Annotated in this window: 14 protein-coding genes and 1 other RNA gene; 11 read left to right on the top strand and 4 right to left on the bottom strand. The window is 55.9% G+C overall.

All coding sequences use genetic code 11. The annotated features are described in order from the left end of the window. The first annotated feature begins 248 nt into the window (after positions 1-248). Both glnK and amtB read left to right on the top strand, forming a co-directional pair. Entirely contained in the window at positions 249-587 is a 339-nt protein-coding gene (glnK, locus tag B3B59_RS19665; RefSeq protein WP_040076890.1) for a P-II family nitrogen regulator, read from the top strand. A gap of 33 nt (positions 588-620) precedes the next feature. Continuing rightward, positions 621-1,907, top strand: a complete 1,287-nt coding sequence (gene amtB, locus B3B59_RS19660) for an ammonium transporter AmtB (protein ID WP_207293113.1) — start codon at positions 621-623, stop codon at positions 1,905-1,907. 62 nt (positions 1,908-1,969) lie between these two features. Here the strand turns inward: amtB and tesB are convergent, their stop codons facing one another. After that, a complete protein-coding gene (tesB, locus tag B3B59_RS19655; protein WP_040076888.1) occupies positions 1,970-2,830 on the bottom strand; it encodes an acyl-CoA thioesterase II in 861 nt (286 codons plus the stop codon). Positions 2,831-3,037: 207 nt separating this feature from the next. Between tesB and B3B59_RS19650 the strand changes: the two genes are divergently transcribed. After that, positions 3,038-3,607, top strand: a complete 570-nt coding sequence (locus B3B59_RS19650; protein WP_046884444.1) for a YbaY family lipoprotein — start codon at positions 3,038-3,040, stop codon at positions 3,605-3,607. 30 nt (positions 3,608-3,637) lie between these two features. On the opposite strand, the gene B3B59_RS19645 is transcribed toward B3B59_RS19650, so the two are convergent. After that, entirely contained in the window at positions 3,638-3,949 is a 312-nt protein-coding gene (locus tag B3B59_RS19645) for an MGMT family protein (RefSeq protein WP_212477014.1), read from the bottom strand. A 161-nt stretch (positions 3,950-4,110) separates the two neighbouring features. Here B3B59_RS19645 and ffs point away from each other — a divergent pair. Beyond that, positions 4,111-4,207: signal recognition particle sRNA small type (ffs, locus tag B3B59_RS19640), an RNA gene on the top strand. Positions 4,208-4,337: 130 nt separating this feature from the next. Then, positions 4,338-5,243: an adenine-specific DNA-methyltransferase gene (gene yhdJ, locus B3B59_RS19635; RefSeq protein WP_233800992.1), complete on the top strand. Its 906-nt coding sequence runs from the start codon at positions 4,338-4,340 to the stop codon at positions 5,241-5,243. Here the strand turns inward: yhdJ and B3B59_RS19630 are convergent. Further along, complete coding sequence (locus tag B3B59_RS19630) at positions 5,215-6,237, bottom strand: type II restriction endonuclease (protein WP_286809797.1); 1,023 nt, start codon at positions 6,235-6,237, stop codon at positions 5,215-5,217. The genes yhdJ and B3B59_RS19630 overlap by 29 nt on opposite strands. Before the next feature lie 317 nt (positions 6,238-6,554). Between B3B59_RS19630 and B3B59_RS19625 the strand changes: the two genes are divergently transcribed. Further along, on the top strand, positions 6,555-6,806 hold the full coding sequence (locus tag B3B59_RS19625; protein WP_040076884.1) for a hypothetical protein: 252 nt from the start codon (positions 6,555-6,557) through the stop codon (positions 6,804-6,806). Continuing rightward, positions 6,803-7,021 carry a hypothetical protein gene (locus B3B59_RS19620; RefSeq protein ID WP_286809796.1) on the top strand — a complete coding sequence of 73 codons (219 nt, stop codon included), beginning with the start codon at positions 6,803-6,805 and terminating at the stop codon, positions 7,019-7,021. The genes B3B59_RS19625 and B3B59_RS19620 overlap by 4 nt, the downstream gene beginning before the upstream one ends. A 144-nt stretch (positions 7,022-7,165) precedes the next feature. Here B3B59_RS19620 and B3B59_RS19615 read toward each other — a convergent pair whose 3' ends face one another. Then, entirely contained in the window at positions 7,166-8,587 is a 1,422-nt protein-coding gene (locus B3B59_RS19615) for a PLP-dependent aminotransferase family protein (protein WP_286809795.1), read from the bottom strand. 84 nt (positions 8,588-8,671) lie between these two features. Between B3B59_RS19615 and B3B59_RS19610 the strand changes: the two genes are divergently transcribed. The 4 genes from B3B59_RS19610 (at position 8,672) to B3B59_RS19595 (ending at position 14,034) form a co-directional block, all read left to right on the top strand. After that, positions 8,672-9,283: a YczE/YyaS/YitT family protein gene (locus B3B59_RS19610; RefSeq protein WP_046884518.1), complete on the top strand. Its 612-nt coding sequence runs from the start codon at positions 8,672-8,674 to the stop codon at positions 9,281-9,283. A gap of 76 nt (positions 9,284-9,359) precedes the next feature. Beyond that, positions 9,360-10,430: a LacI family DNA-binding transcriptional regulator gene (locus tag B3B59_RS19605; RefSeq protein ID WP_286809793.1), complete on the top strand. Its 1,071-nt coding sequence runs from the start codon at positions 9,360-9,362 to the stop codon at positions 10,428-10,430. Positions 10,431-10,533: 103 nt separating this feature from the next. Next, positions 10,534-13,620: a beta-galactosidase gene (locus tag B3B59_RS19600; protein ID WP_286809792.1), complete on the top strand. Its 3,087-nt coding sequence runs from the start codon at positions 10,534-10,536 to the stop codon at positions 13,618-13,620. A gap of 60 nt (positions 13,621-13,680) precedes the next feature. Continuing rightward, on the top strand, positions 13,681-14,034 hold the full coding sequence (locus B3B59_RS19595) for a DUF1428 domain-containing protein (RefSeq protein WP_046884438.1): 354 nt from the start codon (positions 13,681-13,683) through the stop codon (positions 14,032-14,034). The last annotated feature ends 1 nt before the right edge of the window (position 14,035 follow it).

Genomic DNA, 14,035 nt, shown 5'->3' with positions numbered 1-14,035 from the left:
AAAAACAGGCAATGCACTAACAGGTAAAACTGCTGGTGCAAAAATGAAACGCGCCCTGCACTGTCATGGTGCGTTTTTTTTCGCGCCACTCACTCTCCCGCCTCGTTACGCCTTACCCTTAGCCAATCCCTCCTGATTACGCGGCGTCGGCCAGCAAATTTTCCTCTTTTAAGAATTCTGGCACAGCGCTTGCAATATCTTTTACGTGTTAGCTGAAGCCACTACCGAATTCTGACTGGAGGGGATTTATGAAGCTGGTTACCGTGGTAATCAAACCGTTCAAACTTGAAGACGTTCGCGAAGCGCTGTCTTCCATTGGTATTCAGGGGCTGACTGTCACCGAAGTGAAAGGCTTTGGTCGTCAGAAAGGCCATGCAGAGCTCTACCGCGGGGCGGAATACAGCGTCAACTTCCTGCCAAAGGTAAAAATTGATGTGGCGATTGCCGACGATCAGCTGGAAGAGGTGATAGATATCATCAGCAAAGCGGCCTACACCGGCAAAATTGGCGACGGCAAAATTTTCGTTGCCGAACTGCAACGCGTCATTCGTATTCGTACGGGCGAAGCCGACGAAGCAGCGCTGTAAAACACCGGGCACACAGTGATAGGGATCAAGATAATGAAGAAAACAACTCTTAACGCGGCTCTGGGATCGTTGGCGTTGTTGCCAGGCCTGGCAATGGCTGCGCCGGCGGTCGCCGACAAAGCGGATAACGCTTTTATGATGATTTGCACCGCACTGGTGCTGTTCATGACCATTCCCGGGATTGCGCTGTTCTACGGCGGCCTGATTCGCGGTAAAAACGTCCTCTCTATGCTCACTCAGGTTGCGGTAACTTTTGCGCTGGTCTGCGTGTTATGGGTGGTATACGGATACTCGCTGGCGTTTGGCGAGGGTAACGCCTTCTTTGGCAGCTTCAACTGGGCGATGCTGAAAAATATCGAACTGACCGCGGTAATGGGCAGCTTCTATCAGTATATCCACGTAGCATTCCAGGGCTCTTTCGCCTGCATCACCGTCGGGTTGATTGTGGGGGCGCTGGCGGAACGTATTCGCTTCTCTGCGGTGCTCATTTTTGTGGTGGTCTGGCTGACGCTCTCTTATGTGCCCGTGGCGCATATGGTTTGGGGCGGCGGTCTGCTGGCTTCTCACGGCGCGCTGGACTTTGCCGGCGGGACGGTGGTGCACATCAACGCCGCCGTTGCGGGTCTGGTTGGGGCGTACCTGATTGGCAAACGCGTTGGTTTTGGCAAAGAAGCCTTTAAACCGCACAACCTGCCGATGGTCTTCACCGGCACCGCGATCCTCTATTTCGGCTGGTTTGGCTTTAACGCCGGTTCAGCAAGCTCAGCAAACGAAATCGCGGCGCTGGCTTTCGTCAACACCGTGGTAGCGACCGCGGGTGCGATTCTCTCCTGGGTATTTGGTGAGTGGGCCGTACGAGGCAAACCCTCTCTGCTGGGCGCCTGTTCCGGTGCCATTGCGGGCCTGGTCGGTATCACCCCCGCCTGTGGTTTCGTTGGCGTCGGCGGCGCGCTGATCATCGGTATCGTCGCGGGTCTGGCGGGTCTGTGGGGCGTAACGGCACTGAAACGTATTCTGCGTGTGGATGACCCTTGCGATGTGTTCGGCGTGCACGGCGTTTGCGGTATCGTCGGCTGCATCATGACCGGTATCTTCGCAGCCACCTCGCTCGGCGGCGTCGGTTACGCAGAAGGTGTAACCATGACTCATCAGGTGCTGGTGCAGCTCGAGAGCATCGCGATTACGGTAGTGTGGTCTGGCGTGGTGGCCTTTATCGGTTACAAGCTGGCTGACATGACCGTGGGTCTGCGCGTACCGGAAGAGCAGGAGCGCGAAGGGCTGGACGTCAACAGCCACGGCGAGAATGCTTACAACGCATAGTCAATAACGAAACGGCAACCCTGGGTTGCCGTTTTGCTTTTATGAGCATCCCCCTGTCTGGGTTAGCCGCGGTTGCGCATGACGCCTTCCTGTACCGTCGATGCCACCAGCACGCCATCCTGCGTATAAAACTCACCCCGCACAAACCCACGCGCGCTGGATGCCGAGGTGCTCTCCACGCTATACAGCAGCCACTCGTTCATATTAAACGGACGGTGGAACCACATAGAGTGATCGATGGTGGCTACCTGCATTCCTTTTTCCAGGAAGCCTACTCCGTGCGGTTGCAGCGCAACAGGCAGGAAGTTGAAATCAGAGGCGTAACCCAGCAGGTATTGATGCACGCGAAAATCTTCCGGCACTGTACCGTTGGCACGGATCCACACCTGGCGCGCAGGCTCTGCGGTGTGACCTTTCATCGGGTTATGAAATTCCACCGGGCGGATCTCCAGCGGCTTATCGCAAAGAAACTTCTCTTTGACCTGCGGTGGCAACAGATGTGAAAGGTCGCGGGCGATTTCGGTTTCAGAACGGAGATCATCCGGTGCCGGGGCAGGGGGCATGGTTTTCTGATGCTCGTAGCCCGGCTCTGGTGCCTGGAAAGAGGCGGTCATATAGAAGATGGGTTTACCATTTTGCACCGCGGCAACGCGACGGGCACTAAAGCTGTTGCCGTCACGCAGCACCTCGACGTCATAAACGATAGGTTTTTGACTGTCGCCCGGGCGTAAAAAGTAGCTGTGGAAGGAGTGGACCAGGCGTTCTGCGGGTACGGTCTCTTTGGCCGCATAGAGAGCCTGCCCCACAACCTGACCGCCAAAGACCTGACGTAAACCCAGATCTTCGCTTTGCCCCCGAAAGAGTCCTTCCTCTATTTTTTCCAGGTTAAGTAATGTCAGCAGATTGTTTAGTGCCTGACTCATAATCGTCCTCAATAAATACGCCGTGGCGAAAGATAGCCAGAGTATAACGCAGAAATGCAAGTGGTCCGATGGGTGCAATAGTCTGAATAACGAGGCGAATCCAGGCATAAATAAGTGATGTGTGCCACACTTACTCACGTTAACTTTGTTTAACCACTCTTCTGGCGGTATCGATCCCGCTGGTGCATTGAAGATAAGGAGAACTCAATGAAACTCGTGCACGCGTTAAGTGGTTTAGCGGTAGCGGTTGCTCTGACCGCCTGTGCAGACAAAAGTGCAGACATTCAGACGCCAGCGCCTAATCCAAATACCTCCGGCGTAGCGACACAGCCAACCATTCAGCAGCCATCAGTAACCGGTTCAGTCTGGATCCGTCAGAAAGTGGCGTTACCGCCTGACGCGGTGTTGACCGTCACCCTGTCTGATGCCTCGCTGGCCGACTCCCCGTCAAAAGTTTTGGCACAGAAAGCGGTGCGTACCGAGGGCAAACAGGCGCCATTTAGCTTCGTCCTGCCTTTCAATCCGTCTGATGTGCAGCCCAACGCCCGGATTCTGTTAAGTGCAGCAATCACGGTCGACGATAAGCTGGTGTTTGTCACCGATACGGTGAAACCAGTAATCAACCAGGGCGGTACCAAAGCCGATCTGGTGCTGGTGCCTGTACAGCAAATGGCAGTACCGCTCCAGCAGAGCGGTGGCGCGACGACGACGGTGCCATCAACCTCACCGACGCAGGTTACGCCATCTTCCGCAGTGCCTGCACCAACGCAGTACTAAGACCCTATCCCCTCCCGCCCGGGAGGGGATTTAGTAAATCCACCGGTAGTGCTGCAAATCAATTTCACCCTTTCCCGATACCTGTATCCCTTCAGCCAGCAGTGCCTGACGCTGGCGTTGTAAATCCGGGCCTGTGAGGGAAATTTGCCCGTGGCGGTTGACCACCCTATGCCAGGGCAGGGTGCTCCCTTCCGGGAGCCGTTTAAGCACGCCGCCGACCTGTCGTGCGGCACGTGGCGAACCCGCCAGACGTGCTACATCGCCATAGGTGGTAACCGTTCCCTCGGGGATGGAGGCGACAATTTGCCATACCCGCTGCGGGAATCCGTCGTGCTGTTCCATGAATACTCCTGCTGACTGAGCGAAATAACGGAGAATAATAGCGCAATCACGGGCCATGCTGCGCAATAAACCATCATCCGGTCGCGGTTAACTTGCAATTGCGATCCTGTGCAGGGATAATGCGCCAGCGCGTTGGTTATCAACGCTCTCAATGGGGGCTCTGTTGGTTCTCCCGCAACGCTACTCTGTTCACCAGGTCAGGTCCGGAAGGAAGCAGCCAGGGCAGACGACGTGTGTGCCGGGATGTAGCTGGCAGGGCCCCCACCCAATTCCCCCGCCGTAAATTCTTATTTTCCCATTCAGGCTACAATAACCCTCTGGCAGATAGCTTGAGTATGGTTATTTATACAGTTAATATTGACGATAAAAGTTCCTGGTGAGATGGCGCATGAAAATTGACATCAACGCAAAATATTACGGAGATAACAGCACTAAAATCGTCCATGGCGATGCGCTGACAGAGCTTAAAAAGCTGCCAGATGCCAGTATCGATCTGGTTTTTGCCGATCCTCCCTACAATATTGGCAAGGATTTCGATGGCCTGCGTGAACTGTGGGACGAAAAGGAATTTCACGCCTGGCTGTTTGAGTGCATTGATGAGTGCCACCGCGTCCTGAAAGAGACGGGCACCATGTACATCATGAATAGCACTGAAAACATGCCCTATATCGACATCAAATGCCGCGAGCTGTTTGAGATTAAAAGCCGCATCGTCTGGGCTTACGACAGCTCTGGCGTGCAGGCAAAGCGTTTCTTCGGCTCAATGTATGAACCGATCCTGATGATGGTTAAAAACGCGAAGAAGTACACCTTTAATAGCGATGCTATCCTGGTCGAAGCGCCTACCGGTGCGAAACGCGCCCTCATCGATTACCGAAAAAATCCGCCGCAGCCCTATAACACCCAAAAGGTGCCGGGTAACGTCTGGGAGTTTCCGCGCGTGCGTTTTTTGATGGATGAATATGAAAACCATCCGACGCAAAAGCCGACGGCGCTGCTGAAAAGAATTATTCTGGCGTCCTCTAATCCGGGCGATGTGGTGCTCGATCCCTTTGCGGGCAGCTTTACCACTGGTGCGGTCGCCATTGAGTGTGGGCGTCAGTTTGTGGGAATTGAGATCAACGAAGAGTATGTGAAGATGGGCATCCGTCGCCTGGCGGTGGCCTCGCACTTCACAGAGCAAGAGCTCGAAAAGGTGAAAAAGCGCAAAACCAAAAACCTCTCTAAAAACGTAAGGGGCACCAATACCCCTCACGACGGGCCAACTAATCCAGAAGACCATATTCCAGTTTGAAGTTTTCGCAGATCACCGCTTTTAGCTGCTGGATCTGCGCCTCCGACTTCGCCACCGTGCCGAGGATAGCTTGCAGCGTCGGCACGGTGATAATCTCTTCAAACAGCGACATATAACCGTCTGCCACCGCCTGTTCCATCGATTTTAGCGCCTTGTTGCGAATGGCGTTAAAGGCCTCGTCGGGCGTCTTCAGCGTCTTGATAACAAAGCTGATCGGGAATTTGTTGGTCTTATCAAAGTCGAGAAAGTACTTCTTAAAATCCAGCACCTCAGTGACCTGGAAGAAGCGGCCTTCAGGACGTAACACGAAATCAATTCCGCCATCGTTGGCGTTGGTGCGCCCGGTCTTGAAAAGCTCGCAGGGCTTAACCACGTCATTAATTTTGACCGTCATCCTGGCGTAGTGCAGCTTAAGCACTGAATAGGAAACCACTTCAAACAGTCGGGCATCGGCTTTCGGGTGCCATGATTTTTCAACAAAGCTCAGTATCTCCTGTGCGCTGGTGGCGCCTTCGATCTCTTTGAGAAAGGCGTTCTGATTTTCCGTAATTTCGGCGACATAGAGATCGATAGCACGGGTGATAAATAGCGCCGCCGAGTCGGCGTTCATACCATGCTGGGTCAGAAATTCTGCGGAGATTTTGCGCTTCTTTTCTGGCACGGCGCTAACCGGAAGTAACGCATCACTGGCGCCAAAACCGCGGCGAATTTTATCGTTCAGGCGGTTGTCCAGCGCATGGTTTTGTAATTTGGAGCCAAACGGCAGGCGACGCATCTCCTCCATTAGCGCGGTGAAGGTGGTGCCTTCACGCTGATTGTTGTTCCAGGCATTACAGAGCACGTAAAGCGCATAAAGCGTGCCGAGTGAGCGTCGGGCTTTACTACCGCGATCGGACGCCAGGGTGTTATTGATGATGAACTGATACGCAATGGTGTGGCGGGGGATGTTAAGTTCGTCTGCCAGCTGATCAATCTTGTCGCTAAAGGTGCTCATGCACCACTCCTTGTGGCCTTCCCGGATGGAAACTGATTATCTTATTGATGAACATGATTTTTTAGCTGATGTGACCCCCGTCAGGCAAATTATTTTACGATAGCGCGAAGGCTTAATTAATTTATGGGTAATAAAAGTTTCACCTGACTATACTTAAGCTGTCATTCAACTGAAATGTAATTGTCATTATTTTGTCATAAAGGACAGGCAGGTTAATTATGATTTATCAGTAGGTATATAAGCTATGAATATATATCTGGATAATAATGATAACTTCGTGTATTAAATTAAGAAATTATGACAAAGGACGCCGCACCATGACAACAGCTGTACTGAATGTGAAAATTGACGGAACCTTAAAAGAGAGACTCCGTGAGTATGCAGAAGCTAATAACGAGAATCTCAGTGTTACGACAGAAAAACTGCTGCTGCTGGCGTTCGAAGCAGTAGAAGAGGCGGGAGTAACGGAAGAGGATATCGACAATCAGCATACGGAAGAAGAGAACGTTACGCCATTTACTCCTAAAGAAATCAAGGCATTGCGTAAAATTCTGAAGAAGAAAAAATGAAACATTCACAACATTCTACTGCCAGTGACTATCAGGAAGCCTGTTCACTCCTGCGATCTGGCTATGTCAAACATGTCCGCCTGGGCTGGAATGTAGGTAGTGATGAATTCTTTCGAATTGCGTCAGACTGGTGCGATACCGGCGCAAAAATAAAGAAAGAGGGCGATGATTTTGTTATTTCGCTAAAAGGTTTCCCCATTCCTCCGCAGCACTGAACAGGCGTCGCCAGAAAGCGTCTGACTGTATCAGTTACAGTCAGACGCTTTTTACATTAGACCTGAAAAATCATAATTGTGCACGGCATCACTTTTCTGCCGAATAAAGCAAGCGCGTGCCGTTTGCTTTTTTTTATATTCAGGCTACACAATATTTCGCTTTATTGCCGACCCACCATTATTAAGGGGCTGCCACAGCGGTTTTATTCGTAAAAGTGCGCTCTCCAGCTCGGCCGGTTCCAGCGAAAAAGGCATACGCAGATAGCGATCGAAGGCACCCGACAGGCCGAACCTTGTGCCGGTGCCCAGATGAATACCGACCGTTTCGGCGCGCGCGGCCAGTTGCGTTGCCAGCAGATCTGGCAGCTCCACCCAGAACGATAAGCCTCCCTGCGGCTGCTGGAAACGCCAGTCGGGGAAGTGCGCCTGCATCAACTCGCTACAGTGTCGCCGCCGTGCGTTAAGCATCTCTCGCCGGGCAGGCAGAAATTCGTTGCTCCGTTCAATCAGCCACAGCGTCGCCAGTTGCTCCAGCAGCGGCGAACCCAGGTCAAGCGTATCTCGCGTTTGAGTCAGGGAGGCGATGGTACGGGAAGAGGCGCGGATCCACCCCAGCCGCAGGCCGCCCCAGAAACTTTTTCCTGCGGACCCAAGCGTAATGACGTTGGCCTGCTTATCGAACGCGGCGAGGGGCGGCGGGGGCGGGGCGTCGTACCAGAGGTCAACCATGGTCTCATCCACCACCAGCGTCGTGCGGGTGCGGGCGGCGATGGCGGCGATGGCTTCTCGCGTATTGCTGTCCATGCAGCGTCCGGTCGGGTTATGAAAATCTGGCATCAGGTACGCAAGCCGCGGCGCGGTCTGGGCCAGCGTGGCGGCAAAACCGTCGATGTCCCAGCCTGTCTGGGGAAGCGAAACCCCGACCGGGCGACAAGCCGCTCCCTGAATGGCCGCAATGGCTAACGGGTAGGTAGGGTGATCAACCACCACCCGATCGCCCGGACCGGTTAGCATCCGCAATACGAGGGCCAGGCCGCTGACGGCACCGTTCACCACCATGATCTCTTCTGGCCGGGTCGGTAACCCCCGGGCGGTGTAACGTGAGGCGATGGCCGCCCGCAGCGGCTGGAGGCCAGCCTGGTCATAACCGGTATGGGTCAGATGCTGGCTAAGCGCCGTAAGTGCATGCGTGTAGGCCTGAAAGATCTCCGGCCCGGCGCCGAGGGCGGCGGTGGAGAGATCCAGCGCTTCGCTGGCAACTGCGCGGGTGGGAATGGCGCGACTATCGGGGAGGGTTATGCGGGAACCGCTACCGAGTCGGCTTTCAAGATAACCCGCGTCGCGCAGATGGGCGAGGGCGCTGCTGATCGTGGTGCGACTCACCCCCAGCGAGGTTGCCAGTTCACGCTCCCCCGGCAGGCGCGTATCGAGCGCCAGCCGTCCATCCAGGATCAGCAGACGCAGCGCGTCGGCTAGCTGGCGCCAGATCGGCGTGCGAGAGTGCTCTTGCTGCCAGTGCCCCAGCAGCCGCATTAATGACTGAGTTCCAAAGCGACGAGATGACATATGCAGTCCACTTTTTTAAAACTGGATATTAATCATAATGCCATTTCAGGTAATGATGAAAGCCGGGATATTCGGAGAGAAATCATGTTACGTCGTTTACTTCAGCTGTATGTGGGATTGAGTTTATACGGGCTCTCTACCGCTATGTTTGTGCGCGCCAGCCTCGGCGCAGATCCCTGGAACGTCTTTCACCTGGGGGTGACAAAATTACTGGCGATGGACATTGGTACCGTAATGATCCTGACCGGTGCGGCCGTGCTGCTGTTCTGGATCCCGCTGCGCCAGCGCCCTGGGTTAGGGACTATCAGTAACGTGATTGTGATTGGCCTTGCAGCGGATGCGTCTCTGGCGCTGATCCCCCCTATCGACTCGCTGGTAGTCCGCAGTGCCTTACTGGCGAGTGCGGTGATCGTCAATGCGCTGGCAACGGGTATGTATATTGGCGCAGGCTTCGGCGCCGGACCGCGCGATGGGCTGATGACCGGCATCCATGCCCGCACCGGCTGGTCGGTGCGCAGCGTGCGTACGGCGATTGAAGTCTCCGTTCTGCTTATCGGCTGGGCGCTGGGGGGCAACCTTGGCGTGGGGACCGTACTTTACGCACTCTGCATCGGCCCGCTGATTCAGCTCTGTCTGCCCTGGTTTCGTCATACGCCGGCGCGTATTGTTACCGGCCAGGCTGAGCGCTCTGTCTAATTTTGCGAAGCGCTCACAAGCTTTGTCTTGTGCATTGTGACAGAATGGACGCCTCTCTCCTCACCACGCAATGCGCATGAAATCGATCACGTTATATGACGTCGCTCGCCTCGCGGGCGTCTCTTATCAAACTGTCTCCCGCGTCATTAACGACGCGGAACACGTTTCCACCCGTACGCGGGAAAAGGTGCAGCAGGCGATGGCCGAGCTGCACTATGTCCCGAACCGTGGCGCACAGCAGCTGGCGGGAAAACGAACCCATACGCTCGGGCTGATTACCACCGATCTGGCACTACATGCGCCTTCCCAGATCGCCTCGGCGGTGAAATCCCGCGCCGGGGAGCGAGGCGCCAGTGTCTTGATTTCGATGGTGGAGCAACCGCAGCAGTGTCTGGCCGCGCTTCAGGATCTTCTTGCCCAGCGGGTTGAAGGGCTGCTGGTTAACGTTCCGCTGGAAAACGCGCAGGCGGAGCAGTTGCAGGCCCAGGCCGCGCCGGTCCCGGTGCTTTTCCTGGATGTTTCGCCCGATGCGCCAGTGCAGAGTCTGGTCTTCGATGCGGAACAGGGGGCACGACTGGGCGTCGAACATCTTCTCGCGCTGGGACACCGGCAGATCGCTCTGCTGAGCGGGCCGGATAGTTCGGTCTCCTCCCGCGCAAGACTGAGCGGCTGGCGAGAGGCGCTGGCGCAGGCTGGAATCGAACCCTGTGCGGTGGCCTGGGGAGACTGGAGCGCCGCATCGGGCTATGAAAAGGCGCATCAACTGTTGGCTGGACCCGCCCTGCCGCAGGCGATTCTGGTCGCCAACGATCAGATGGCGCTGGGGGGGCTGCGTGCCTGCGCTGAAAAAGGCGTGGCGGTGCCCGGACAGATCTCGGTGGTGGGCTTTGACGATACTGCAGACAGCGCCTGGTTTACCCCGCCACTGACCACGATACGTCAGGCCTTCCGCGAGGCCGGGCAGCGTAGCGTCGAGTGGCTCCTGTCGCCACCAACAGAAAAAGAGGCCGGGCAAACGCAATTGCCCGTAAGCCTGGTCGAGCGCCATTCAACGGCGCGGCAGGGCGCGCAACAGCAAGGTAACGAGGAACTTGCTCAACAGTTGAAATCGCTGGCGATCCTGGCTGGCCAACTGGCACGTCGATAAGACTTTTGTGATCTGCCTCGCTTCACGAGGCGATCCTGCTTTACCCCATCCTTTCGCCAGGGCATGTTAGCTAAAATTGTGAGCGCTTCGCAAAGAGGTAATTATGTCCTGTCCTGCTCCGCTGACTCTCAGCGCTATCCTTGCCCGCCGTGACTGGGAAAATCCCGGCGTCACTCAATGGAATCGACTTCCTGCCCATGCTCCCCTCAGCGGCTGGCCAGAGGAGAACAGCGCGCGTGACGAGCAGCCCTCGTCGGCATTGCGCTCTTTGAACGGTGAGTGGCAATTCAGCTTTTTCAGCGCACCAGAACAGGTTCCGGAGAGCTGGATACACAGTGATTGCCCGGATGCTGCCGGTATGCCGGTGCCTTCAAACTGGCAAATGCAGGGTTTCGATACCCCCATCTATACTAACGTTACCTATCCCATTGCGGTTAATCCCCCTTTCGTACCCGCGGAAAATCCTACCGGCTGTTACTCGCTCACATTTGAGATGGATAGCGAGTCTCTGCAAAGCGGTCAGACGCGCATCGTCTTTGATGGAGTGAACTCGGCCTTTTACCTCTGGTGTAATGGCGAGTGGGTGGGGTATTCCCAGGATAGCCGTCTACCCGCTGAGTTTGATCTGACGAATGTACTGCGCGTGGGGAGTAATCGCCTGGCGGTGATGGTGCTGCGCTGGTGTGACGGGAGCTATCTGGAAGATCAGGACATGTGGCGCATGAGTGGCATCTTCCGTGATGTCACGCTGCTGCATAAACCGGATACCCGCATTGCTGACTACCAGGTGGTCACCGCCCTGAACGCGGAATTTGACCGGGCGACGTTACAGCTGGAGGTGAAACTGGAAGGGCCAGATTATGCGGATTGCGAAGTGCTGTTCACGCTTTGGCGTGATGATGCGCGGGTGGGCAACGTCAGCGGCAGAGCGGGTACCGCGGTCATAGATGAGCGGGGTAACTGGCAAGAGCGAGTGGTGGCGACCCTGCCCGTGGCGGAACCGGCCCTCTGGAGTGCGGAGTCACCCGAGCTTTACCGTCTGACCATTGCGCTTCACGATGCGCAAGGCAAGGTTCTGGAGACGGAAGCCTGTGACGTTGGCTTCCGCCACGTGGAAATCAGCAACGGATTGTTGAAAGTCAACGGCGAACCGCTGCTGATTCGCGGGGTGAACCGTCATGAGCATCACCCTGAGCGCGGCCAGGTTATGGATGAAGCGACCATGCGTCGCGACATTGAGCTGATGAAACAGCACAACTTTAACGCTGTACGCTGCTCACACTACCCTAATCATCCTCTCTGGTACCGTCTGTGCGATCGCTACGGGCTGTACGTGGTCGATGAGGCCAATATCGAAACCCATGGCATGGTGCCGATGAGCCGACTGGCCGACGATCCACGCTGGCTGCCTGCGATGAGCGAACGTGTCACCCGGATGGTGCAGCGCGATCGTAACCATCCGTCGATTATTGTCTGGTCCCTGGGCAATGAGTCCGGACATGGCGCTAATCACGACGCCCTCTACCGCTGGATAAAAACCACCGATCCCACCCGTCCGGTACAGTATGAGGGCGGTGGAGCAAACACGGCAGCAACCGATATTGTCTGCCCTATGTACGCCCGTGTCGATCAGGACCAGCCTTTCCCGGCAGTGCCGAAATGGTCAATCAAAAAGTGGATAGGGATGCCGGATGAAACGCGTCCGCTCATCCTCTGTGAATATGCCCATGCGATGGGCAACAGCTTCGGCGGGTTCGCCAAATACTGGGAGGCGTTTCGCAGCTATCCACGCCTGCAAGGGGGATTCGTCTGGGACTGGGTTGACCAGGCGCTAACCCGGCATGACGATGAGGGCAGGGCTTACTGGGCGTATGGCGGCGATTTTGGCGATAAGCCTAACGACCGTCAGTTCTGCCTGAATGGGCTGGTATTCCCGGACCGCACGCCGCATCCCGCGCTTTACGAAGCCCAGCGCGCGCAGCAGTTCTTCACCTTTACCCGCATCAGTTGCTCCCCGCTGGAGATTGAGGTGCAGAGCGATTATCTGTTCCGCACGACAGATAACGAGCTGCTGCGCTGGTCAGTGGCGCGCGACGGTGAAGTGCTGGCCTCTGGCGAGGTGACGTTGAATATTGCTCCGCAAGGAACGCAGCGCGTCGTGCTGGAACTGCCAGAGCTGAAAGCAGCACCGGGTGAGGTCTGGTTGAACGTGGAGGTTATTCAGCCTGCGGCGACCGCCTGGTCGCCAGAAAATCACCTTTGCGCATGGGATCAGTGGCAGCTTCCTGCTCCGCTGTTTATTGCCCCGGCCGTGGCGGCAGGGGAAAAACCCTGCTTAATCGTTGAAGATGATGCGCTGGTGGTCACCCACGGCGAGCAGCGCTGGCAATTCAGTCGGCAGAGTGGGGATCTGACCCAGTGGTGGAAGGCGGGTGACGCCACGCTGCTGGCTCCCCTTTGCGATAGCTTTACCCGTGCGCCGCTCGATAATGATATCGGCGTCAGCGAAGTGACCCGCATCGATCCCAACGCCTGGGTTGAGCGCTGGAAAGCGGCAGGTATGTATAATCTGACCCCGCGCCTGCTGCAGTGCGAAGGTGAACAGCATACCCGTGACGTGACGATCACCACGGTGCACGCCTGGGAGAGTGAAAGCAAACTGCTGTTTATCAGCCGCAAGAACTGGCGTATCACCGATCAGGGCGTGCTGATGGGGGATGTCGAGGTGCAGGTGGCTAATGATATTCCTGAGCCGGCACGTATCGGGCTGAGCTGCCAACTGGCCTCTATACCGCATACCGTGAGCTGGAGTGGGCTTGGGCCATATGAAAACTATCCGGACCGCAAACTGGCCGCGCGCCAGGGCCGCTGGACCTTGCCGCTGGCAGAAATGCATACGCCCTATATTTTCCCTACGGATAACGGCCTGCGCTGTGATACCCGCGAACTCCTGTTAGGCGCTCATCACCTACGTGGGGCCTTCCATTTTGCCGTGAGCCGCTACAGCCAGGCGCAGCTGCGCGAAACGTCGCATCATCATCTCCTGAAGGAAGAGGCGGGCTGCTGGCTGCATCTTGATGGGTTCCATATGGGCGTCGGCGGCGATGACTCCTGGAGTCCGAGCGTATCCCCGGAGTTTATCCTGCAACAGAAACGGGTGCGCTACGCGTTTAGCTGGCAGCAGAACTAAACTTGATCGGCAGATACGGCTACACCACGTAGCCGTACAGTCACTTCGGAGGTTTTACTGATGAAGTATGTCGATGGTTTTGTCCTCGCCGTTCCTGCAGGCAGTAAAGAGGCGTATCGCGAGCTGGCGGCGAAGGCTGCGCCACTCTTTAAAGAATTTGGCGCGCTTCGCATTGTCGAGTGTTGGGCTGACGACGTGCCGGATGGCAAACTGACCGATTTTCGCATGGCGGTGAAAGCGGAAGAGGGGGAAGAAGTTGTCTTTAGCTGGATCGAATATCCCTCGAAGGAGGTGCGTGATGCGGCGAACCAGAAGATGATGAACGATCCCCGCATGAAAGAGATGGGTGATTCCATGCCTTTCGATGGCAAACGCATGATCTACGGAGGTTTTTCTCCGCTGCTTGACGAGTAAT

This window comes from Leclercia sp. UBA2479, from assembly GCF_002341985.1.
Taxonomy (GTDB): domain Bacteria; phylum Pseudomonadota; class Gammaproteobacteria; order Enterobacterales; family Enterobacteriaceae; genus Enterobacter; species Enterobacter pneumoniae.
Note: the sequence above shows the minus strand (reverse complement) of the source record. Positions and strands in the feature narration are given on the sequence as shown.